Here is a 20,699-nt window from a genome sequence, read left to right as displayed (position 1 = left end):
TACGCTTGACTTATTCACCATGTAACAGACTGTAAACCCTGCCGTATAGAGTTTGTAATGTCAATGGTGCGGTTTCGAGCAAATATAAAAAAGATGATTACCTTACTCTGACAATATCATCCAATCTGGTTGTAAAAGCGGGCGAAAGTCTTTCTCTTCGCATCTTCCAGCCTGTGGCATCACTTTTAATGCCCTGCCCTGCAAACCAGACTGAACCCTTACCAGAGCTGTTAATGCTGTCTATGAGTGTCATTAATTCATCGCTATTACGATGAGGCTGAAGGTCATCAAACAGGGTAAGTTGAGATACTGCCGCGCTGCGAAAATCGGTGAGAATTACACCTGCGCGTTGATAACGATGCCCCGGGATGAATATTGTTTCAAGAGCTCTTACAGCTGCCTTGATGATATCCCGTGAATCCCGGGCCGGAACAGCAAGCTCCGTTACAGCCTGATTTTATAGAACGACTCATTCTCTGCAAAGGGACTGGTACTGATGAACACCGCTACTCGTTTACAAAACTGGTGCTCTGCGCGTAACTTTTCCGCTGCACGTTCGGCATGAGCGCAGACGGCCTGATGGATGCTGAATTCATCTGTAGGTTTTTCTCCAAAGGAGCGGGAGCATATGATTTGCTCCTTTGGAGCTGTAAACTCTTCAAGGCCCAGGCAGGGCGTGCCGTTGAGTTCTCTTACTGTTCGTTCAACAACCACTGAAAATTGCTTACGAATAAATGAAGGAGACAGCTCAGACAGCTGGAGTGCATTGTTAATCCCCATCAACTGCAATTTTTTACCGAGCCGCCGTCCGATACCCCAGACCTCCTCAACTGGTACTAAAGCCATTAACTTACGCTGACGCTGTCTGTCACTGAGATCTACCACACCTCGCGTTGCGGGCCAGCGCTTACTTGCATATTGAGCCAGTTTGGCGAGCGTTTTTGTAGGGCCTATTCCCACTCCCACAGTCAGATGTGTTCTTCGCTTAATCTGATCACGTATCTGGTGGCCAAACACCTCAAGCGATAACAGATTACGCATACCCGTAAGATCACAAAAAGCTTCGTCGATACTGTAAATTTCCACTCGCGGAGTCAGTAACTGCAAAATAGTCATCACTCTGTCTGACATATCAGCATATAAGCTGTAATTACTTGAAAATGCTACAACCCCCTTTCTCTCAGCCTCACGACCAACCTTGAACCAGGGATCGCCCATTTTTAACCCAAGTGATTTTGCTGCTGAGGAGCGGGCTATTATGCAGCCATCGTTATTAGAGAGCACCACCACAGGTTTGCCACGGAGATCGGGTCTGAAAACTGTCTCGCAGGAAGCGTAAAATGAGTTAACATCGACCAGGGCGAACACTGTTAAGCGTCCTTGAACTTGAATGAATGCACAAGATGGCGTACCACACCGAAGACAACTGTTTCGATGTCATCAGTCAGGGGTATTGCTGAATATGCGGGATTAGCTGGCACCAGGGCTGGAGAAGGCAACAACTGCAGTCGTTTACAGGTAAATTCTCCATTTACAGCTGCAATGACAATATCACCGTGCCTGGCCTCACGAATACATTCAACTATTAATAAATCTCCATCTCTGATACCGGCGTTACGCATCGAGTCCCCTTCTGCTCGCACCAAGTAAGTACTTTCTGGATAGCGGATACAAAGGTCATCCAGGGAAAGACGCTTTTCGACATAATCCTGAGCGGGAGAAGGGAAACCACATGAAACCCCATCGCCAAACAACGGAACGCATGCCAGTGATGGATTGCTACCTGTAAGTCTGGCGATCGCCGCCATCATCAAAACCGGTGTGTTGGCTGAATTTTTCTGCGAAGTTTTATCCCAACACATCGTCTGTTCTAAAGGAATCGGCATGGTTCGCCCCTCAAATTATACTGTATATAAAAACAGTATAATGATGCATTTTTAGTGATGACAAGTCGTAACGCATCGGAAAAAATTAACCTGATGATTTTTAGAGAATTTATTAGGTAGCTCTGGGTACTGAAGCAGTAATTAGTAATTGCTCAAAAAATCCGCTATAGTCGCACAATAATTCTCTAACTCAGGACAGGAGCCTAAAATGCATCTGAACCAAGAGGAACGAGCCAGCCGCCGAGGCGAACGTATTGCGTTTTATTGGAAGTTCCTAAAAAGAAACTTCTTCCATTTGAATCATAAGTTTGTCTCATGGGCCACTAACCATAATATGCCCGGCTGGGTTGGAAATATCCCGGCGGTTTTATTATTTTCTCTAGTTATTTTAGCGTTTATATTATGCGGAATGCTTATCGCAGGCTCGGCACTACTTTTGGGAGGGCTAGTTTTTGTTGGCTCAGCTCTCTTATCTAGTTCATCAACAGCTAAGGATATGGATGAAAACAATCCCATATCCGGTCAAAAGCCAACTATGGAATACAGGACTCATGGAGATGCAGGTTCAGGATGGTATGCTTCTGGTATAAAACTTGAAGACGACGACTAAAGCATCAGTCGCCGTCTTATCTCTTATTTTCCTACTTTATTAACAACCAAATTTGCGCCCGCTTCGCCTAACTTCCCTCCTGAGTTTTTGCTTTCAGCCGTACCGCTTACAAAAGCATTGCTTAACGATTGAGCGATATTGACTCCTGCCCATGATAAAGCGCCTAGCCAAACAGCAGGCAGTACGATAAACATCGCTCCCATCACCAGATTCATAATGAGGTCATCTGAGCTGTTCTGCAGTCCCGCCATATTAAAGCGGCTGTGTGTATCTGAACTGTACAACGCTGTCAGGAGCCAGCTGTCGAGCCAGCGCGCCAGTTCCCACCAGAACGTCAGGAAGTTCAGAGCGAATATTACAAAAGTCAGCGTAATAACGGTCTTGAACTCGTAAGCAGCAAACGCCAGGATCAGCGGCAGCATGACATATATTGCCATCAGCAGGATAGCCTGCACCATTGGCAGCGCCTGTCGCATCGCATCGAACGCCGGGAACGCCGCCAGACTGCCGAGAGATGTCCCGCCAATAGCCGCCACGCGTGCCGCTGCATTATCCAGGGTAAAATCGGCGTTGCCGCCATAGCCGGCATACACGTGACCATTCTGTGAGACCGTCAGGCTTTCCGGGCTGACCAGACGACGGATGACGGCTTCCTGATAGTCACTGTCGTTAAAGCCTGACATTTTCATTGCGGCTGAGATACGCAGCCACATATCGGGGTCGGCCTGGTCCTTCACCCGTGCTTTCAGTCCGGTGTCCGCACTGCTCCACCACTCGCTGCAGGTGGGATAGCCTCCTCTTCCGGTATTGGGCCGGCCGCTGTCCCGGCTGTCGGTCCACGGGAACGCAGCCCGGGGCAGTTTGGACTGCAACGAAGGATAATACCGGCTCAGAAATGTACTGCTGCCAATCCATTCGATATCACGCAGCGTGGTTTTGTCCTTTGTCTGGCCCTGATCCTGTTGCTTCCACAGATACAACGCGACCGAATAGCAGTCGTTGGTGAAGTCCTGCAGCTCCTGCGCCAGCGCTTTGTTGTCGATACGCGTATGCTGCACTTCAAAGCGGATCTGACGCATGTCAGGGCGGCAGGGAATGGTCGCCACGGCCGCCTGGGTGACCCCTTTTGAGAGTTTATGAATCAGCACCCACCATACCGGTGCTGCAGCCGTCTGGTCGTTGAGACTGGTGACCACGCCGGCATAGCCGCTTTCATCCGGCGCTTTGGGCGTCCACACACCACAGCTCTTTGCCCGGGTTGTGTCGTACTGCATCGTACTGAGGCTGACATTAATCAGCGGTACGCAGCAGGCGATCATCACCAGGAAGCCGGCATACAGCGCGTTCTCGATACGGGGCAGCGACAGCATCCCCTTGTTGCCTTCATCCTCCCCCTCTTCACGGACCCTGAGCCAGATACCCACCACCTTAAACGCCAGCGGCAGGACAAAAAGGCCGGTGCTCAGCAGGACATTCCACAGACCGTTATTGATCACCCAGCCGAGCAGCGTGAGAAAATACTCAAGATAACTGTTTGTCGTCATCGTCAGACTCCCGGACCGGTAAACATCGCGTACTCACACAACGCGATAAAAAGCACACTGACCACACTGATGCGCAGCAGCGGCCGCCGATATGCCTCCCGGAAGCCCGGCGCATGCCGGATTTTCCAGAGGCCCCAGGCAACCAGCGCATACAGCGCCAGTCGCCACATCAGCCAGCCGTAACGCGTCGACTGCATCCAGCTCCGGAATGCAGCAGCTTCAGTCGGATGTTTCATGGCGGTGTCAGCCATCATCAGTGAGACCACCATGAACAGCGCCATGCAGGCGAGGAAGATGCCGGCACGGGTAAGGACTTTCCTGACAGTCGTTTTATTACGCATCCTTATTCCCTCATTCAGCCGACTGCGGCGCTGCCATCTGGTTGAAGCGACTGTCGGTATTGTCATCAGACTGGGTCTGCGGGTTGGTTTCGACGCGCTGGTTCTCCCTGTCGATAATGGTCAGCACCGAATTACGTGACAGTTCACGCTTCATCTCCATCTCGTTTTTCAGCGCCGCAATTTCCCGATCCAGCGCCTCAATACGCTGGCCGGCGGTATCAATGGCCTTTGGCTGGGCAGCGGCATTCGGCTCCGACATACCGGTGACCATCATGCGACGCATCAGCAGCGCCGTTTCCACCGTGTCAGACATGGCCAGTTCGCCTGCAAGGCGGGCGGTCAGGGCAGCATTATCCGGATCACGCTGCAGGGCTTTTATCACGCCGGCCGTCACCGGCAGCCCGCCTGTTTTCAGCTTCGCCAGATTCGCGGCCGTCGGCTTTTCCGTACCGTTGACGAGCCTGACCAGCTGCTCAGCGTTGGCTTTGGTTGCCTCCTCCAGCAGTGGGGCAAAGCCGGTGCCGGCAACGGTCGTACCGGGCTGGTCATCCGCATCACCGCTGGTACATTCGCTCGCGTTGGCACAGGTGCGCATCGAGCGATCGCCCAGCACCTTCACGGTCATGGCCGCCGCCTCTTCCGCGCTGCCGAATTTAGAGCATGCGCCACCGTTACAGCTGCTTTCGCCGACAGTCGAATCAGAGGTGACAGGTAAACCGTTCATCATGTTGTAGCCGGCAGCAACAAGGTCATGGGTGACACGGATGGCGGGCTGCCCCGCCCCCCCACGTTTCTGACCACCAATCCAGTTGTTGCCCGACGTGCCGGTGACTTTCCGCCCCGCCTCATCTGCACGAACCGCATCAGTATCTCCGCTGTTCACAACAGACTTGTATTCATCCATCATGGCCTGCTGCGTCCAGTTACTGCTGTCGCTGAAGTCCATCATCTTTTTCGCCATGTTCTGGCAGTTGAGTTGCGCCTTGTCGAATGACACATTGGCCTGAAGCACGCCGTTGGTGAGCATGTCATACAGACCGGGGTTGGCCCGCTGAATGACCATCGCCGGCAGACTGGCCACCGCGCCGGTGGCCCCCTGAATCACGTCGCCCATCAGGTTTTTAAAGCCGGATGTGACGCCGTTGAGCTGGTTGCCGACGGTGGTTTTCAGATCAAAATTGCCGCACATCAGGTCACTGCTCCAGCCGGTATTCAGCCCCAGCTTCTGCATATTGCCGCGCGTGGCCGGCTGGGAAATGACCGAGCCGCCGCCAAGGGTGTAGAACAGTTTGTCCGACACCGCACCATCGACGGACTTGCCGTAACCGATGGCGCTGTTGTTCACCTGCGGCAGGGACATGCCGAGGATGGTATTGTCATCATCGGCCGCGTGCGCGGCCGGGAGGACAGTCAGCAGGGAGCCGGTCAGCAGCAGGCTTACGCGAACGGCTGAAAATGAAGGTGATTTTTTCACGGTTTTCCTCATCAGATATCAGTGCTGCCCAGAAATTTCTGCCCGCGCTTTTTGCAGCAGCTGTAGGGCTGCCAGAGCGCAAAGGCTTCATTGTTATCGCTCGCTGCGGTATAGCCCCCGTCCGGGAAGACGGCACATGACTGTGTCATATGGGGGGCCAGCCGCTGCCATTTGTGATTGCGTGTGCCGGTGTTTTCCGTGACCTCGCCCGGTGGCCAGTACCCGTCATGGCGGTTGCCTTTGAGCACCTGATAAACATGGGGCTGCCCGACGCGGGTGATAATGTCTGCCACACGCTGCGCCACCACGGCAGAGGCTTTGTCATCATCGGTCTGGCTGATAAACCCGGAGCGGGGATAGATGTTGCCCCACATATTGGCTGCTGCCTGACTGCCGATTTCCCGCTGGCCAGGCACAAGCGCTTCCGGATACAGGGACTCCGGCACGCCCGTGCGCCAGGCCGCCGAATCCAGCGTGCTCAGGAAGTAAGGCATTAACGGGGTGGCAGCAGTATCACAGGAGTAGCCCGGAATACTGCCGCCAATGAGGGACGTGGCCGGGTGGCCAATCGCATCGGCATACTTGAAACGAACGGCAGACTTGCGCTGACCGGGATTTTTCATGTCGGCCGGATTGGCTCCTCCGGCAGAAACACCGGACAGCCCGCTGGTCACGGCACTCTCCAGCCCGCCGGCGGTCTGGCTGACAAACGCCATTTCCTGCCACGGATTGCCGCCCGGCGCGACATAGGTCGAAACGACTGTCTGAGGAATGAAGTGAGTGACTTTGACCGACGTGCGCACCTTGCAGCCAAAGGGGGTGCAGAACAGCCAGTAACAGATGCCACTCACACGCCAGCTGATACAGTTTTGCGACACGGCGCTGGCAATAATCTGCGCGGTGTTAAGTGCGGCAACAGCCGCTGGCGCGGTTGCCGTACCCAGTACCGTGGCAACCGCCAGCGAACACAGCGTGGTTCTGATGCGGGACGGTTTTGTCATCACTGACCACCTCCCCGGTTACGCAGGGAAGTGGCCATGGCCACATCCGTGGTGCCGTACACCACATCGCGGTCATCAAACACCACCGCCGGCACTTTTTTGATGCCCAGTTCCCAGGCCCGGACCACCTGGCGATAAGAATCATTCAGCTGCAGCTGTTTTTGTTGCCAGGCAGGAGACGCCATAGCCTGCCTGACCTGTGCTTCGGCCTGCTGCGGATCTGCAGGCAGTTCCCCGAACATGTCGGCCTGCAGCTGGTCAGGACCATCAAGAAGGACCACCGGCACGTCCGGCGGCAGGTTAGCCGGCAGATGCTGACTGTCGGTGAAGACGACCGTGCCGGCCAGTACGGATGCCGGCAGCAGAGCCGGCAGGAAAACAAGAGAAGTCAGTTTCATGAATCGGAACTCCGTCAGACTGAATCGCCTGACAGCGTGCCCGTGGCTGTTTATAAAAGCCGCATTAAACTCTATATCCGAACAAAAAAATTAATCATCGAATCTGTAGCATTTGTAGTAAGAAATGAGCACAACCATTTAGCTAATGATATAACTACAGACAGTTAAACTCGGCATAAAATACTAATCTGTAATCAATCAGCTAAATCGCCAGAGGTGATGATGAATATCAGGTATCTGTATGGAAAGGAGAAGATTCTTGGCCCCGTCATCCGCGACGAAGCTCCGATACGACTGTGTGACCTGACGCATTATCCACGCATGGAAAACGAAAAAATGCGCGATAATGAAATGGAAAAAATTTTCACTCCTGATCGTTATCAAGTTGCTATAAAAATTAATGGACGCACCCTTAACCCTGACGATATGACCGCAGATCCCATGTTTACGCTATCTCCTCGCCATTGTTATTGTATATGTTTAAGTAACCGGCAGGATGAGCCAGAACTCTATGCTGCTTTTAAAGCTGATATCTGCATCGCATTCGACGTTGATCTCCTCCAAAAAAGACTTTCTCTTTTAGACCACAGATTGCCGGGGATTGAAATTAAAGGGAAAGATGTGATCTATTACCATCCAGCAACGGCTCCAGGCAGCTTCACTCCTGAAGAGCTTGTTTTTTATAAACCAAATATATTTGCTCATGAAGCAGAGTACAGGATTGCGCTGTTTTATCCTCTGAACAAAACTGGTTTTGCATACGAGGGAGGCGTTTTACCTTTCAAAATGGAAGGTGAATCAATGTTCATGGAAATTTCACATCAGCAAAAAGGATTTATAAGTGAATGCGTTTCGAATGTTATGCAAAATAAATCTTCCTTTTGACCTCGTAATCATTTTTATGCCTTTCTATGATGTTACTTAGCAAAAAAACCGGCCCTGGCGGCCGGTGTGAAATATTGTTATTTTCTTTTTATAATCATGCCCCTGGTGAAGGCAAGTCTCTGGTTACACTTTAAGCCCGTTGATCCACAGCATCAGATACACCAGGTCAGCCGAATCCGGCACCGTTATATACCAGCGCGGATGCGCATACTCCTCTTCCTGGGGCCAGCTCGTCTGTCCCGTCACGGTAATAAGGATGTTCACCGCCTGCTTCAGCTTTCCCTCAAGGTAGATGGCCACGCTGCTGCTGAGTCCCACCCGGTGCGGGTGACAGGTCATTCTGACCGGGCCGGTTAGTCGCTGCCTGAGCATTGCCCGCAGCCTCATAAGGTGCTGATGGGTCGCCGGGAGCACGCCGGGCTCCCCCTGAGGCGACAGGATGAATAGCGCTGAGCCACTGTGCTCATGAATAGTGGGTTCGGGGTACTTCAGTGTCATCATACCGTGGCAGGCTCCTGTTGTTTCTCCGTCAGACCGCGCAGACGGTCCAGATTCAGTGCGACGCGTTTTGCCGCTTCCAGTTCGCTGCAGTGAAATTCATTCATCAGCGCCCGGCGTTCGGCTTTCTCTTCTTTTTCCGTCATGCCCAGTGCCAGGAAGAGACTGGGCGGCACAGCACGAAACAGCGCCTCGATCCGTTTCGCCAGCACCACGCCTTCCGTATAACAGCCCGACAGTTTACTGGCGGAAAGCAGCACTGATTCCTGCTCCGGCGTCAGCGCGCGGAAACGGCTGATGTCTTTAACCTCTTCCGGGGGCATGGTAAGACAAATCCACCATTCCGCCATGTTCAGCATTTTTTCGGCAATATCCGGGTAATCTTTAAGGTTCTGGGTGGCCAGCCACAGCCAGGCACCGAGCTTACGCCACATCTTGACCACCTTGGTCATGTAGGGTGACAGCAGCGGGTTGACCGTGACGATATGCGCCTCATCCACCGTAAAGACAATATCCCGGCCCAGAAACTGGTCACGCTCCGCGATGTTGTTAATCATGTTGGTCATCGAGACCATGGTCAGGGCCATCTGCGCCTCGTAGCCCTCCCGCGCCAGATGCCCCAGGTCAACCAGCGTCACATCCGCTTCCGGCCACAGCGCCCCTTCGCGGTTGAACAGCTCCGCTTCAAAGCTGCCAGCCTGGGTAAACATGCCCAGGGACTCCGCCATTTCCGCCGCTTTCGCCTTGCGCTGGGCATTGCGGACATTGATGACGCCCTCATCGTTGTCAGAGGCAATGTCATACAGCGCCTGTTGCAGGTCAGACGGCAGCATCTGCCGCCCTTCTTTATACGTGGCATGCGCCGCCATCAGCAGCGCCTCACGTATCATCGCCCTGTCTGCACGCTTAAGGTCAGCCTCTTCTTTCGGGTCGCCGCCGGTGATCATCATGCGCGCGGAGATTTCCATTTCACCGAGAATGTCACGCTTGTCATCCTCGCCCTCGTCGTCCGTATCGATATCCGGCAGGTCGCTCTCATCCACGGCCTGGGCGGCCAGGCCTTCTTCCACCAGTTTATGAGCATCAGCAAACGGCGGCAGACTGACGCCGCTCCCGGGTTTAACGCTGATTTTGTTTACCGTCAGCCCGAGGCTGTCAAAGAAATCGGCCAGCAGACCGAACGAGTTCCCGGCCTCCGCAATAAACAGCCGCGGACGGTGGACGGCCATCAGCTGGGAGAGCGCGGCACACAGCGTGGCCGACTTGCCCGCTCCGGTCGGGCCGAACAGCAGCAGATGCGCGTTCTGGGTGCGGTCGAGCTTGTTGAGCGGATCGAATGTCAGGGTATCCCCGCCGCGGTTGAAAAAGCTGAAGCCGGGGTGCCCCGTGCCGGTTTCCCGCCCGGTCACCGGCAAAAGACCGGCCAGGTGCTGAACCCAGGTCAGACGGGTATACCAGTGTTTTTTGTCACTGTCAGGGTCAAAGCACATCGGCAGCGCCCGCAGCCAGCTGTTCAGCGGACCTTCTTCAAATTCCGGACGTACCGGCTGCAGACCGGCCCCGAGCAGCACGGTGGACAGCTCCAGCCGCTTGCGCTTCAGGCTGGTCATGTCATCGCCGCGCAGCAGGAAGGTGATCCCCGCCCGGTACAGCTTGTGCCGGTTGCCCAGGTACTCCTTGACCGTCTTCACATCCTGGCGGACGCGACCCGATTCGGTATTTTCCCCGACCGCATTTTTCGACAGCCGGTTAAACTGCTCTTCAAGCCGGTCCTGGGGCTGGACCACCACGGTCATGCACACCATGGTCCCTTCCGGAAACATATCCATCAGGGCATTAATTTTCTTTTCACCCCGGCTTTTTTCCCCGGTCAGGGTGCCCGGCTCCGGCGGCGTACGCAGTTTTTCCACCGCCACCGCGCAGTGCGGTTTGTTGTCAATCCACCACACGCCGTTTTCCGGATCTGAAACCGGCGGCGTGAACCACAGGGTTTCGGCAAAATCATTGCTGACCGGCACGGTGCCTTCAGGCGTCTCGCGCGGGTCTGCGTAAGCGGCCTGACGATAAAGGGTGGTCTTATCCACCCAGTCCGGTGAGGGATTGAACAGCCGCAGCAGCCAGCCATGCACCTGCAGGCCGTTCTGCCGGGTACAGCGGATCCCCGACCCGCCCAGCGCATTAACGACCCGGTCGCAGACCTGGTTGAGCATCGCCACCGGCGGCATCGGATCCCGGCTTTTTCCCAGCCAGCGATAAATCACCATCCGGGTGCGGCGCTGCTGTCCACGCCACGGCTGGCCGGTAATCAGCGAGTCAGTAAAAAGGCCCTCAGGCCGGGAGATACTGCGAATATGGCGCTCCATTTCACCCAGCCAGGCGTCGGTAAATGCCGTGCGCTGGGCATGCGGTTTGACATACCCGCGCAGCCTGTCGAGGTACGCGTCAGTGTCGTCCTCGTCCTGGCAGAAGAACTGCACGACCCAGGGATTCACGTCATGTTCATCAAAGCTGTCCTGAAGTGCATCCTCAACCGAGTCACGGATCTGCTCCAGACGCTCTTCAGTTCGCCCTTCGGTCGCTACCGGTGTCACATCATAAACGGCCCCCACCGACACGCCGTCATCAAGCAGGAGACACTGCTCTTCATCGAGAAATTCCGCCCAGGGCAGAAAGTCAATGATGGACGGATTGGCGTGATAGACCTTCGCCTCGTCCTGGCGCGTCATTTTTCCCGGGCGTTTCAGCGCCTGGCGGCCATCAACGCCTCCATGAACGGAAATGTCGTCGTCAACCGGCGTCTGCCGGTCGGTGGCTTTGTTACGTGTAAACAGTGAAAGCATTACAGGGCCTCCGTACGCTCGCCAGGCATGGCATACTGCGTCTGGCTGTAGAACGGGAACACGGTGCTGTAACCAGGCACCGGCGTGTTACCGTCGGCCAGATGGGGATACAGGTACATCACCATGTCAGGGTTAGGCAGCCGGGGAAACTGCTGGGTGATTTCGCTTTCCTGAGTCCGGCTGTAGCTGCGGTCGGCCTGCGCGTCCGCCTGCGTTTCGCTGCCCGTCAGCGGGCGTCGCAGCGTGTCGCGGGCCGCCGCAGACTGACGGGAAGTACTGCCTCCCCCGTCCGCACCGTTCCACAGTTCAAGCATGGTGTTATCGCCCGCCGGCAGCATTTCCTCTTTGGAGGTTGAGCAGCCGCTGAGCATCACACAGCTCAGGGCCAGAATGAAAACCGTTCTGTACATTACCGGTATCTCCTTTGTGAGGCGGCCGGATCGTAACCGCCGCAGATGAAAACGAACGCACTGACATTCAGCAGATGACCCAGCTCCCGTAATGTCATACGCGGGCAGTAAAGCCGCCGCGGGATTTTCGGGCTGCGCCACGAAACGGCACAGTCCCGGGCACTGAGCGGCAGGGAGAACCTGCCGATATCCAGTAAAAGCAGACCATCGCGCCAGCGCAGTAAAGGTGCACCTGCTGGCAACAGCGCAACGGGTCGCAGCAACAGAACCGCAGAAGACGCAGGGATCACATCAATATGCCAGCCTGCCCCGTCGCTGAACGTCCAGCACACGGATGAAAGAGGGAAAAACGTTATCTGTCCCGCCATGGCCGTGTACTCAGTCCAGTCCGCCGTTGTCGCTGACGCCACCCGGCAGGGTGAAGTCGTAGCGCACCTTACGGCCCTTATCTTCATAATCAATGGCCAGCTGACGGGTGATATGCACGGCGAGACGGGCACCCGGCGGCACATAAATGGCATCAAACGTCATCCCGTAGCGTTGTTTGATCCAGTCCGTGGTTTCAGACATGCCGCCGGAAATGGCTTTCCCCAGCGCCGCCTGTCCGGCGTCGCCGGTCATGGTGGCGGAAATGCCATTCACGTTGTTCTGCGTGGTGTACTGCCCCTGGCTCATCGCTTCACCGGCCGCACCGGCAGCCGACAGGCCAAAGATGGTGGGCAGGTAGGTGGAGGCATTGGACTTACGTTCGCCGCCAATGCACGGGATGCCGTTTTCATCCGAGATCCAGCCGATACCGCCACCGGTGCCGGTATCCTGTTTAGCCTGAGCGTTATTATTCTGCCCGCCGGCGTTGTTACTGGTGTCTGGTCTGGGAAGGGTGCGCACCGTACCGTCGGAGAAGACAAACGTGACGCTGGTCACCTGGCCGCGCACGCAGGACAGCGTCCAGTCGCCGCTGGCCGTCCCGGAAACAATCGCCCCTTCAACGTCCGGCAGCTCGATACCGTTTGCCGTCAGGTTATCCTTACCGATAAGCACCTTAAACGGGTAAGGATCGGTCACGGTCCCGTTGATGGGGACACGGCCAAGCAGTGCCGTCATGGCCCGGCTGCCGACCAGCGTGGAGTTTTCCGGCAGGGTGTACACCGGCTCAGCGCTCTCTTCCGCGCCTTTTTCATTCGTACGTCCCTTCACTTTCTCCTCATAGGCCGCTTTCTGGCGGGTCAGCTCATTGTCCCCCAGAAACGAGGTCGGGAACTGAGGGGACGCTTTGCCGCTGGCCGCATCCCGCGGATCCGTCTCTTTCTGGTCTGTCGGCGCGACCCACATCATGCCGTCTGCGCCCTGAGACGCCGCCCCGCCAGTGTTGCTGCCCATACCGTCCAGGCCCAGCCCCAGCGGGATATCGCTGTCTGCCGCCTTTTTCTCAGCATCGGGGTGTTGCAGCTTGTCGGTCAGACTCTGGATCTTCGCCGTCAGACTGAGCTGCTCATCCTGCAGCTGTGCCTGGCGTTTGTCGTACTGCTCACGCAGGCCGTTAACGGCCTCATTCACCTGACCTGACACGTCCTGGTTGCGCTTACGCAGGCGCTCGTTCTCCTTCACTAACTCAGCATTCTGTTTATCCAGCGTTTTCTGACGGTCACGCACATCGTTCAGCCGCCCGATGAGCGTGCGCAGCGTGTCCTCCGGCGTGTCGCCTTCCACGCCCAGCGCCTTCAGTTCATCCGGCGAGAGGTTTTTCAGGGAGCCGCTTTGTTTTGCCTGAGGTTGTTCTGCCGGTTCGTTTTTACAGCTTTTAAGCCCCACGGCCAGCCCGGCAATCACCACGGCCGGCACGATAAACTTCACCAGGGCATTAGATTTAATCTGCATGGCGGGCCTCCTGTTTTGCCGTGCGGGCCGCTTTACGCAGCGCAGACGGCTCAGCGATAAATGCGCTCTCCGGACGACCGGCGGTCACCACATACACCGTGGTGGTGTCTTCCGGCGTGCCGGCGTGGCCGACCCAGCGGTGCTGGAAGGTGGCGGACACAAACTGTCCCTGTAGCGCACGCGGATCCAGAACGACTTTACGGCTGCCGGTATTCGTGAGCCTGAGTGCCACCACGCTGCGGTTTGCCACGCCCCAGCCAGCCAGCGGCGTGACCGTTAATGGTTCAGAGGGATACAGCGTGCTGACACGTCGGGGCAGATGAGGATTGACCGGATGAATCCCCGGGACCGCCTCGACCGTACGGGCCGGCGCATAAAGGCTCTGGGCGGCATAGCGGGTCAGCAGCACCGGTATGGGGGCGCTGTAACGGATTTTTTTACGTTTTGCCTGCGTGCCATCATCGCTGCCGGTGGTAGCCGGTGAGCCTGATCCGGAAGCAGCCCGGTCTGCACCACCTGGCTGACCGGCCGCATCGCCGGCGTGACTCAGCGTGCTGACATCACCGCTGTAGACCAGCCGGACCGGTTCGGTCGGCCCTTTTTCACCGGCGGCAATATCAAACAGCAGAACCTCGCCGCTTTCCACATCCTGCAGCTGCACCCGCGTCTGCGGGAAGGCGCTGTCGGCTTTCAGGTAGACGGCCCCGCCGGTGCTCTGCACCCGGAGTTTACCGTTAAGCGCCGGCGGAAAACCGACGCGGACGTTTTTGTCCACAAAGACCACCCGCTCCTGCCCCACCTTCAGGGGGATCTGCAGCGGAATACGCTCCCATTTCATCAGCTCATCTGCGCCGGCAGGACGTGATAACAGTGTCGCCAGAGGCAGCAGGGCGAAGGACAGCGCCATCAGCCCGGCGCGGTAGTGGGGTTTTTTACTCATCACTGAAACACTCCTGACTTCTCCGGTTTAGGTGCAGGCGGTGCCGCCTCCAGACGCTGGGGCACACCGGCATAACAGTCCAGCGCCAGACCGAACGGGTTACGCTCCGCATCGCCTTCCCAGCGCACCACTTTCAGCGGGTAACGCACCAGGGCGCGTTTGACCGGCTCGGCGTGGAAATATTCATCGGCCACCACGTCCAGGCGGGCAATCCAGTGATCGCGATCCTGTACGGTCACGCTCTGTGACTGGTAACCGCGGCCGGGCACCTCATACACCACGCGCACGCGGTCGGTGAGCTCCCCGGCGTCACCGCGTTTCTTTGCATCCGCTTTCAGGAAATCCTGACAGGACGGCGTCAGATACGGCGACAGCGCATTGATTTTGGCGGCATAGTCCACCTCGCCATTTTTCGGCCAGGCATTGAGCTGCTGAAAAATGTAGAACGCAAAGGAGTAGACCGTCGGGGGCGGCACTTCCCACCAGGGACGCGTGCTGCCGGTACGTAAATCCGGCGGGTTATATACGGTCAGCTTGCTGGGTGCCAGCATCCAGCCGGCACAGGTGAATAAAAGGAAAAAGACGAGCACGGCGCAGACGATGCGCAGCGTCTGAATATGCTGGTCGCGGTCTTTTACCGCATGGCGAAAACGGCTCATGAGGATCTCCTGTTTCGTTTCACTGACCAGCCCCGGGCATCCACAATCAGTTTCGGATTGCCCATCCCCAGCCGGCGTTTTTTCGTCTCGAGTCGCTGCCAGAGCCAGTTCTCGGGCTTACCGCGCTTGAGCCTGGCCATCCAGCGACCGCCAAACCAGACCAGCAGCAGAGGCATGACCAGCAGGCCGGTGGGAACGACAACCCAGCCGGCAAGCGGGATAAACGGCAGTGACAGGAGCAGACCCGCACCCGCGCCGGCAAGGGCAGCCAGCCCCATCTCATGGGTGGTGAATCCGCGAAACACCACGGGTTCACTGTTGAGACGGTCAGGTAAAAAACGAATGGTCTGCATCGTCGTGAACTCCTACAGAATGATTTCTGCGGACTTGCCCAGCAGCCAGATAACGGCAACCAGCAGCACCACACCCACCACGATGATGGAGCCAAATTTGGTCCAGGTTGCCCGCTCATTGCGGACTTCCGTGAAGGTATGGACGGCAGCAATCGCGACGTTGATGAAGGCGATGGCTGCCACAACCAGACCACCAATGACCACACCGTCCTGCAGGTAGCCCTTGATCTGACCCATCAGGCCGGTTCCGCCACTGGACTGAGGCGCTTCAACTCTTGGCAAATCCGCAAAGGCCGGCCTGCAGGTGATCCAGCCCAGAATGGCAAGCGTACCGGCGCGGTTCATCGTGCGGCTTGCGAGGCGGCGCAGACGGGCAACAACAGACTCAGATTGATGCATGGAATTAATCTCCTGACGTAACATTAATAATCGGGTTAACTGGCAAACATCCAGATACACACAAGCAACAGCAGCACGGTGCGGACAGCAAAACGCCCCAGGGCCGCGTCCCGCACTTTTGTGTTACTCCAGCCGGTCCAGACATCCGACAGCGCCCACGCGGCCCACAGAAAAAGAAACGCCAGCAGTGCCCCGATGCAGAGCAGATGAAGAATGTTCACATCAAGACTGCCGGAGCCGGCTTTAAACGCGTTCGTTTGTTCGGATGTCATGGGCATCAGGGCCGCTCCCGCCGGTAATTACCGGCCACAAAAGACGGGTCACGCGGTTGCGCGCGGGAGGGCTCCAGATAGCGGTCAATGCCGCTGCGGATGGTGTTGAGATCGGATGTGGCCTGACGGTAATCAAAGAAAAAGCGGCCACGGTCAGCCGGGTCGGCCTGTGCAGCCGCCACGCGGGCCCGCTCAAGCGACGCCTGCACCTGGTCCAGCTGACGCTGAACAGACGCAAGCTCGTCTTTCTCGGATGCCTGTGCAGCAGCTGACGCCAGACAGGTCAGCAGTACCAGGACCGTGATGCCCGGGACACGACGGTTGCGCCGCATGGCCGGACGATTTGAGTTCATACGCACCTCCAGAAGGATTAAGGGGTGCGGACAGGATGCGGAAGAGAGAGCGTCGGGTCAGCGATAAACCCTAAACAGGAATTTCAAAATTAATTGAGGCTCAGTGCCGGTGGCAGGTTTAGCTGTAAATAAGGATTTATTGTGATATTAAGAAAAACTCAACAGAAAACAGAGGGAAAATGAAAATGATGAAAACTGTTCTGAAGGCCGCGTTAATCACGGCACTGGTTACCGGCCCCGTAATTGCTGCTGATGGTACAGGCAAAGTTCAACTTTCTGACCTGCATTTCGCCACAGCAGCAAATGGTATACAGCAAGTAGAAGGCACGGGAACAAACGTGTCAGGCGGGCCTGTGAAGACTGTAATTGTCAAAATCAACTTGCTCCAGAACGGGACAGTGATAGGAAATACGGCAGCGATGGCTGAAAATCTGGAGCCGGGTCAGCAATGGAAAATACAGGCACCCTACGACAGCACAACTATCAAGCCAGACAGCTTTAAAGTGACAGAGCTGCTTGTAAACTGACACTGACACTGACGCGCCAGTAACAGTAGTTTCATGGCTTGTCTGCTGACGGCAGGCGCGCAAAACAAGTTTTGCACGCCTCCGTCCAGCCCTGATTTAAAGATACTTCTTGAATGAAGCCGTGGTCACGGTCACTGCGATCCCCAACAGGACAGCCGCCGGCAACAACAGCAGATTGGGGTAGACTGCAGTGGGCCAGGAGAGATACAGCATGGCGGGCACCACGGCTGCCGGTTTGACCAGCTTTTTGGCATGGTGATAGACAAAGGAGCTCTCGTACCCCGCCCCGTAACGCCGCAAATCACGCCGCCCCAGCCCCTCAACCAGAGCCACCACCACGACCAGCACAAACAGCGGCACGGACAGCACCAGGATGGTGACGCGGACCAGTGTGATAATGCTGATCCAGACCGTGGCCAGCAGGTATTCACGCAGGTAGCCCGCCAGCCAGCCGCTCCAGCTGTTGATTTCCCGGGTGACGGCATTGTCACTGTGCATCTGGTGTGCATACTGCTGACGGACCCAGTCCAGGAAGCCACTGTCCACAAAGGCCCACTGATAGGCAGTGCTCACCCAGCGCACAACCGTCACCTATGGCTCAGACAGCAGCAGGCTGCGGGTGAACTCTGTGGACAGCCACCCCAGCTCGGTGTTCATGACCGCTTCACTGTGCGCCGCCCCGGCTTCCGGCCAGAAGAAGGCGATGCCGATATATTCAATCAGCAGGCTCAGCAGCAGCGAGGACAGCACCACACCCACCAGGGCCCACGGCCAGCCCCAGAGCAGATTATACAGCATGCCGTGTTTGCGCTCCGGCAGCGTTTGCTGCTGTGGGGGACGTTTTACCTCAGCAATTCTCGCCTCCCGTGACCGGCACGTTCAGGACCGGACCGTCCCGCCACCAGGATTCACCGCTGTGATAGCTGCGCCGCATCTCCTCCGCGATTTTCTCAATACTTTCCGGCATCAGCACATCATCAGCATCCCCGGCAGGCAGCGGCATACGGATCTTCCACAGCTGCCCGCCCTCCAGCAGGGCAAACGCCTGCCCTTTCGGCAGCGTCACGATATCAGCCGGCTCCAGCAGCGGGACTTTTACCGTCCCGACGCGGTCCTGGGTGCTTGAGGTGAAGTCCTGGTCTGCATTGACATCGGCCGTGTCCTGGTGCCCGGAGACCAGCGTTTTGGTGTAAATTTCCACCTGCGGCAGCTGCGTGGTCAGCAGCTCGGCGGTGCGGTTTTCCCTGACGCGCAGCATAATCAGGTTATTAAAGTTACCCTGTACCTGGGCTGTTTTGGCCGCATTCCCGATGCGTGCTTCAATATCAGAAGACGTCTGGGTATAGGCCGTCACCTGCATGCCCGCACCGCCCCCCTTGTTGATGAGCGGGATAAACTCATCCCCCATCAGCTCGTTAAACTCATCGCAGTGCAGGTTAATCAGGGACTTCCCTTCTTTCGCGCCCGGCAGGCCCGCATTGATACCGTGTTTATAAATGTGTCCGGCCACGCTCACCAGATCGGCGAACATGGAATTACCGACCGCGCTCGCCACCATGCTGTCGCTGAGCGCATCAAGTCCCACATAGACCACGGCCTTTTTACGGATGATCTGCTCCCAGTCAAAAATGGGCCGTGAGTCATCCATATCAAGATAGTCGGGAGCCAGCAGTTCAGCGGTCTTGCCGGTGGTCAGTTTTTCCAGCAGCGGCAGCAGGGAGGCCACGATTTTGTCAAAGTAAGTGCGGTCATAACGCACCGCTGAGCGCAGCCCGTCGAGGATGGGATCATAGAGCTTCTTGCCTTCTTCTGAACTCAGGGCAACCTCGATGGCCCAGATGCGTAACGCATCCGGCTGTCCCTGCATATTACGGGGCACGTCATCCTCGCCCAGCACCTGCTGATTATTCTCAATCTGCGTCTGCAGCGCCGGCAGTTGCTCATGAATGATTTTCTCGGCGTAGCGGATATAGAGATCGGCGATATTGTTCACGTAGCGCATAATCAGCGTGTAGTCAGGGCGTTCACCCAGGGCGACCAGTGCACGGGCAATAATGTTGACGAACCGCCAGGCAAATTCACGAAAGGCGGCATTATTGCCGTCCCCTGAAAGCTGACCGGCCACGCGTGAAGCCACCTCTGACACGCGACCAAAACGCCCGACGGCATTATAACGGGCTGAAATTTCAGGCCAGCCGAGATGAAAGATATACAGCTCATCCCCGCGCCCGGCCCGGTGAGCCTCTGCCCAGACGCGTTTCATCAGGTCTGCGTCGCCTTTCGGATCAAACACGATGGTGACTTCCCCCCGCCGGATATCCTGTGTGACCAGCAGCTCTGCCAGCCGGGTCTTCCCGACGCGCGTGGTGCCGTACACCACCGTATGGCCAACCCTCTCCCCCAGGGCCAGGGTGACGTCTTTTTCATCGGGCTCGATGCCGTGCAGCGCCGGATTCCCGCCCACTGGCGGCAACGGCCGCACCGGGTTCAGCGGCGTATCAGCACTCAGCAGCTTACCCAGCCAGGGCAGACGATGCTCTGTCAGCATTTCAAGCTGACGCGCGCCCTGATAAAAGCGGTTCGGCTGCAGATAGCGGGCCACTTCCGGGCGCAGCGTATCCTGCAGGCGCTGGGTGTGTTTCTGGGTCCAGCGGAACCCCCGCCCGAGAAACAGACGACGATGGCTGACGGGGATCTGTTTAGTGCTCATAACATAGCGCGGCAGGCGGCGGAGATTGAGGCGGTAGCGAATAATCTTCATCCCCTGATGGGTGCGGGTGACAGCCAGCGCCGCAAACCCGGCCGCAGTGACATAACTGACAGAGGGGGCCAGGGCAACAGCCCAGGGTGCCTGCACACAGACATATGCTGCCATGCCCGACACCACGGCGGTATTCAGCTCCACGGCCGGACGCAACAGGGCTTCAATCACGTAACGGTTACTCATCGCCTGCCTCCTTTTTGAATTTACCGTCGGCCCTGCGGGTATACGTCCCCTTTGCGGAGCCGGCTTCCCTGCAGGACTGAGAGTGATAACGCAGGGCATCCGCCAGTAAGCGCCAGAGCACATACAGGACATTCGACAGAATGAAAAAAATGATCCATACGGCCCGCAATGACAGCAGGTAATTGTTCGCCGCGGTTTCTGTGGAAACGGCAGTGACGGTACAGGCTGCCGGCTTTGCATCAGGCGGAGCCGCATTATCAGGCACCGGGCATTCCTCCCACATGTAATGTCCGGGCGGCGCGGTGCGCCATGCCGTTGCCTCCTTCTGCAACTGGTCGTTCAGGTCACTGACCGGATGGCCGAAAACAAGCCAGGCGAGCAGGTAGACACCGCCGAAAGCAGCAGGCACGAAAACGGCATGACGGAATAAACAGAACACAAGCCACAACGCGTAGCGCAGGCTGTTCAGGAAGATGTGCATAAA

The 20,699-nt window shown here is 56.7% G+C and carries 22 protein-coding genes and 2 pseudogenes; 3 read left to right on the top strand and 21 right to left on the bottom strand.

All coding sequences use genetic code 11. The annotated features are described in order from the left end of the window. Nucleotides 1–97 precede the first annotated feature (97 nt). A pseudogene (gene umuC / locus AC3RPL_RS24630) lies at nt 98–1,368 on the bottom strand (translesion error-prone DNA polymerase V subunit UmuC). A 2-nt stretch (nt 1,369–1,370) separates the two neighbouring features. Next, a complete protein-coding gene (umuD, locus tag AC3RPL_RS24625; protein ID WP_420701362.1) occupies nt 1,371–1,808 on the bottom strand; it encodes a translesion error-prone DNA polymerase V autoproteolytic subunit in 438 nt (145 codons plus the stop codon). Between the two features lie 286 nt (nt 1,809–2,094). On the opposite strand from umuD, the gene AC3RPL_RS24620 reads away from it, so the two are divergent. Next, nucleotides 2,095–2,496 carry a hypothetical protein gene (locus AC3RPL_RS24620; RefSeq protein WP_335226539.1) on the top strand — a complete coding sequence of 134 codons (402 nt, stop codon included), beginning with the start codon at nt 2,095–2,097 and terminating at the stop codon, nt 2,494–2,496. Nucleotides 2,497–2,519: 23 nt separating this feature from the next. Here AC3RPL_RS24620 and AC3RPL_RS24615 read toward each other — a convergent pair whose 3' ends face one another. Genes AC3RPL_RS24615 through AC3RPL_RS24595 form a run of 5 tightly spaced genes read right to left on the bottom strand, consistent with a single transcriptional unit; the run spans nt 2,520 to nt 7,254 of the window. After that, nucleotides 2,520–4,040, bottom strand: coding sequence for a conjugal transfer protein TraG N-terminal domain-containing protein (locus AC3RPL_RS24615; protein ID WP_420701350.1), 1,521 nt, complete (start codon nt 4,038–4,040; stop codon nt 2,520–2,522). 2 nt (nt 4,041–4,042) lie between these two features. Beyond that, entirely contained in the window at nt 4,043–4,381 is a 339-nt protein-coding gene (locus AC3RPL_RS24610; RefSeq protein ID WP_004115513.1) for a hypothetical protein, read from the bottom strand. 10 nt (nt 4,382–4,391) lie between these two features. Beyond that, entirely contained in the window at nt 4,392–5,867 is a 1,476-nt protein-coding gene (locus tag AC3RPL_RS24605) for an integrating conjugative element protein (protein WP_407207561.1), read from the bottom strand. Then, nucleotides 5,867–6,856 carry a TIGR03756 family integrating conjugative element protein gene (locus tag AC3RPL_RS24600; RefSeq protein WP_490741905.1) on the bottom strand — a complete coding sequence of 330 codons (990 nt, stop codon included), beginning with the start codon at nt 6,854–6,856 and terminating at the stop codon, nt 5,867–5,869. The genes AC3RPL_RS24605 and AC3RPL_RS24600 overlap by 1 nt, the downstream gene beginning before the upstream one ends. Further along, on the bottom strand, nt 6,856–7,254 hold the full coding sequence (locus AC3RPL_RS24595) for a TIGR03757 family integrating conjugative element protein (protein ID WP_490741904.1): 399 nt from the start codon (nt 7,252–7,254) through the stop codon (nt 6,856–6,858). The genes AC3RPL_RS24600 and AC3RPL_RS24595 overlap by 1 nt, the downstream gene beginning before the upstream one ends. A gap of 222 nt (nt 7,255–7,476) precedes the next feature. Between AC3RPL_RS24595 and AC3RPL_RS24590 the strand changes: the two genes are divergently transcribed. Then, the gene (locus AC3RPL_RS24590; RefSeq protein ID WP_490741903.1) at nt 7,477–8,139 is read left to right on the top strand and encodes a hypothetical protein; all 663 of its coding nucleotides are present in this window, start codon (nt 7,477–7,479) and stop codon (nt 8,137–8,139) included. 123 nt (nt 8,140–8,262) lie between these two features. Here the strand turns inward: AC3RPL_RS24590 and AC3RPL_RS24585 are convergent, their stop codons facing one another. Genes AC3RPL_RS24585 through AC3RPL_RS24535 form a run of 11 tightly spaced genes read right to left on the bottom strand, consistent with a single transcriptional unit; the run spans nt 8,263 to nt 16,741 of the window. After that, nucleotides 8,263–8,640 (bottom strand): acetyltransferase, encoded by a 378-nt coding sequence (locus AC3RPL_RS24585; RefSeq protein ID WP_490741902.1) that lies wholly within the window; start codon nt 8,638–8,640, stop codon nt 8,263–8,265. After that, a complete protein-coding gene (locus tag AC3RPL_RS24580; protein ID WP_490741901.1) occupies nt 8,637–11,477 on the bottom strand; it encodes a conjugative transfer ATPase in 2,841 nt (946 codons plus the stop codon). Before AC3RPL_RS24580 ends, AC3RPL_RS24585 begins: the two co-directional genes overlap by 4 nt. Then, nucleotides 11,477–11,887 carry a TIGR03751 family conjugal transfer lipoprotein gene (locus AC3RPL_RS24575; protein ID WP_006785978.1) on the bottom strand — a complete coding sequence of 137 codons (411 nt, stop codon included), beginning with the start codon at nt 11,885–11,887 and terminating at the stop codon, nt 11,477–11,479. Before AC3RPL_RS24575 ends, AC3RPL_RS24580 begins: the two co-directional genes overlap by 1 nt. Further along, complete coding sequence (locus AC3RPL_RS24570; RefSeq protein ID WP_200091866.1) at nt 11,887–12,255, bottom strand: hypothetical protein; 369 nt, start codon at nt 12,253–12,255, stop codon at nt 11,887–11,889. The genes AC3RPL_RS24575 and AC3RPL_RS24570 overlap by 1 nt, the downstream gene beginning before the upstream one ends. A 10-nt stretch (nt 12,256–12,265) precedes the next feature. Then, nucleotides 12,266–13,765: a TIGR03752 family integrating conjugative element protein gene (locus AC3RPL_RS24565; protein WP_490741900.1), complete on the bottom strand. Its 1,500-nt coding sequence runs from the start codon at nt 13,763–13,765 to the stop codon at nt 12,266–12,268. Beyond that, on the bottom strand, nt 13,755–14,705 hold the full coding sequence (locus AC3RPL_RS24560; protein ID WP_490741899.1) for a TIGR03749 family integrating conjugative element protein: 951 nt from the start codon (nt 14,703–14,705) through the stop codon (nt 13,755–13,757). Before AC3RPL_RS24560 ends, AC3RPL_RS24565 begins: the two co-directional genes overlap by 11 nt. Beyond that, nucleotides 14,705–15,364 carry a PFL_4703 family integrating conjugative element protein gene (locus tag AC3RPL_RS24555; RefSeq protein ID WP_490741898.1) on the bottom strand — a complete coding sequence of 220 codons (660 nt, stop codon included), beginning with the start codon at nt 15,362–15,364 and terminating at the stop codon, nt 14,705–14,707. Before AC3RPL_RS24555 ends, AC3RPL_RS24560 begins: the two co-directional genes overlap by 1 nt. Further along, nucleotides 15,361–15,717 carry a TIGR03750 family conjugal transfer protein gene (locus AC3RPL_RS24550; RefSeq protein ID WP_200091859.1) on the bottom strand — a complete coding sequence of 119 codons (357 nt, stop codon included), beginning with the start codon at nt 15,715–15,717 and terminating at the stop codon, nt 15,361–15,363. Before AC3RPL_RS24550 ends, AC3RPL_RS24555 begins: the two co-directional genes overlap by 4 nt. A 12-nt stretch (nt 15,718–15,729) precedes the next feature. After that, nucleotides 15,730–16,116, bottom strand: a complete 387-nt coding sequence (locus AC3RPL_RS24545; RefSeq protein ID WP_490741897.1) for a TIGR03745 family integrating conjugative element membrane protein — start codon at nt 16,114–16,116, stop codon at nt 15,730–15,732. A 35-nt stretch (nt 16,117–16,151) separates the two neighbouring features. Continuing rightward, nucleotides 16,152–16,394 carry a TIGR03758 family integrating conjugative element protein gene (locus tag AC3RPL_RS24540; RefSeq protein ID WP_003029734.1) on the bottom strand — a complete coding sequence of 81 codons (243 nt, stop codon included), beginning with the start codon at nt 16,392–16,394 and terminating at the stop codon, nt 16,152–16,154. Next, entirely contained in the window at nt 16,394–16,741 is a 348-nt protein-coding gene (locus AC3RPL_RS24535; RefSeq protein WP_420701330.1) for an integrative conjugative element protein, RAQPRD family, read from the bottom strand. Before AC3RPL_RS24535 ends, AC3RPL_RS24540 begins: the two co-directional genes overlap by 1 nt. Nucleotides 16,742–16,920: 179 nt before the next feature. Between AC3RPL_RS24535 and AC3RPL_RS24530 the strand changes: the two genes are divergently transcribed. After that, a complete protein-coding gene (locus AC3RPL_RS24530) occupies nt 16,921–17,268 on the top strand; it encodes an FxLYD domain-containing protein (RefSeq protein ID WP_490741896.1) in 348 nt (115 codons plus the stop codon). Nucleotides 17,269–17,364: 96 nt separating this feature from the next. Here the strand turns inward: AC3RPL_RS24530 and AC3RPL_RS24525 are convergent. The 3 genes and pseudogenes from AC3RPL_RS24525 to AC3RPL_RS24515 all read right to left on the bottom strand — a co-directional run bounded on the left by AC3RPL_RS24525 (nt 17,365) and on the right by AC3RPL_RS24515 (nt 20,696). Next, nucleotides 17,365–18,123 (bottom strand): annotated as a pseudogene (locus AC3RPL_RS24525) (TIGR03747 family integrating conjugative element membrane protein). After that, on the bottom strand, nt 18,116–20,215 hold the full coding sequence (gene traD, locus AC3RPL_RS24520; protein WP_490741895.1) for a type IV conjugative transfer system coupling protein TraD: 2,100 nt from the start codon (nt 20,213–20,215) through the stop codon (nt 18,116–18,118). Before traD ends, AC3RPL_RS24525 begins: the two are co-directional and overlap by 8 nt. Next, complete coding sequence (locus AC3RPL_RS24515) at nt 20,208–20,696, bottom strand: hypothetical protein (protein ID WP_420701323.1); 489 nt, start codon at nt 20,694–20,696, stop codon at nt 20,208–20,210. The genes traD and AC3RPL_RS24515 overlap by 8 nt, the downstream gene beginning before the upstream one ends. Nucleotides 20,697–20,699 lie beyond the last annotated feature (3 nt).

The organism is Erwinia papayae (assembly GCF_058241465.1).
The sequence above is the reverse complement of the archived record's forward strand: the minus strand, read 5'-3'. Positions and strand labels throughout refer to the sequence as shown.

Bases quoted from the DNA above. Each gene is read 5' to 3' on its own strand.
- umuD (WP_420701362.1), bottom strand. From the start codon at position 1,808: ATGGCGGCGATCGCCAGACTTACAGGTAGCAATCCATCACTGGCATGC.
- AC3RPL_RS24620 (WP_335226539.1), top strand. From the start codon at position 2,095: ATGCATCTGAACCAAGAGGAACGAGCCAGCCGCCGAGGCGAACGTATT.
- AC3RPL_RS24615 (WP_420701350.1), bottom strand. From the start codon at position 4,040: ATGACGACAAACAGTTATCTTGAGTATTTTCTCACGCTGCTCGGCTGG.
- AC3RPL_RS24610 (WP_004115513.1), bottom strand. From the start codon at position 4,381: ATGCGTAATAAAACGACTGTCAGGAAAGTCCTTACCCGTGCCGGCATC.
- AC3RPL_RS24605 (WP_407207561.1), bottom strand. From the start codon at position 5,867: ATGAGGAAAACCGTGAAAAAATCACCTTCATTTTCAGCCGTTCGCGTA.
- AC3RPL_RS24600 (WP_490741905.1), bottom strand. From the start codon at position 6,856: ATGACAAAACCGTCCCGCATCAGAACCACGCTGTGTTCGCTGGCGGTT.
- AC3RPL_RS24595 (WP_490741904.1), bottom strand. From the start codon at position 7,254: ATGAAACTGACTTCTCTTGTTTTCCTGCCGGCTCTGCTGCCGGCATCC.
- AC3RPL_RS24590 (WP_490741903.1), top strand. From the start codon at position 7,477: ATGAATATCAGGTATCTGTATGGAAAGGAGAAGATTCTTGGCCCCGTC.
- AC3RPL_RS24585 (WP_490741902.1), bottom strand. From the start codon at position 8,640: ATGATGACACTGAAGTACCCCGAACCCACTATTCATGAGCACAGTGGC.
- AC3RPL_RS24580 (WP_490741901.1), bottom strand. From the start codon at position 11,477: ATGCTTTCACTGTTTACACGTAACAAAGCCACCGACCGGCAGACGCCG.
- AC3RPL_RS24575 (WP_006785978.1), bottom strand. From the start codon at position 11,887: ATGTACAGAACGGTTTTCATTCTGGCCCTGAGCTGTGTGATGCTCAGC.
- AC3RPL_RS24570 (WP_200091866.1), bottom strand. From the start codon at position 12,255: ATGGCGGGACAGATAACGTTTTTCCCTCTTTCATCCGTGTGCTGGACG.
- AC3RPL_RS24565 (WP_490741900.1), bottom strand. From the start codon at position 13,765: ATGCAGATTAAATCTAATGCCCTGGTGAAGTTTATCGTGCCGGCCGTG.
- AC3RPL_RS24560 (WP_490741899.1), bottom strand. From the start codon at position 14,705: ATGAGTAAAAAACCCCACTACCGCGCCGGGCTGATGGCGCTGTCCTTC.
- AC3RPL_RS24555 (WP_490741898.1), bottom strand. From the start codon at position 15,364: ATGAGCCGTTTTCGCCATGCGGTAAAAGACCGCGACCAGCATATTCAG.
- AC3RPL_RS24550 (WP_200091859.1), bottom strand. From the start codon at position 15,717: ATGCAGACCATTCGTTTTTTACCTGACCGTCTCAACAGTGAACCCGTG.
- AC3RPL_RS24545 (WP_490741897.1), bottom strand. From the start codon at position 16,116: ATGCATCAATCTGAGTCTGTTGTTGCCCGTCTGCGCCGCCTCGCAAGC.
- AC3RPL_RS24540 (WP_003029734.1), bottom strand. From the start codon at position 16,394: ATGCCCATGACATCCGAACAAACGAACGCGTTTAAAGCCGGCTCCGGC.
- AC3RPL_RS24535 (WP_420701330.1), bottom strand. From the start codon at position 16,741: ATGAACTCAAATCGTCCGGCCATGCGGCGCAACCGTCGTGTCCCGGGC.
- AC3RPL_RS24530 (WP_490741896.1), top strand. From the start codon at position 16,921: ATGAAAATGATGAAAACTGTTCTGAAGGCCGCGTTAATCACGGCACTG.
- traD (WP_490741895.1), bottom strand. From the start codon at position 20,215: ATGAGTAACCGTTACGTGATTGAAGCCCTGTTGCGTCCGGCCGTGGAG.
- AC3RPL_RS24515 (WP_420701323.1), bottom strand. From the start codon at position 20,696: ATGCACATCTTCCTGAACAGCCTGCGCTACGCGTTGTGGCTTGTGTTC.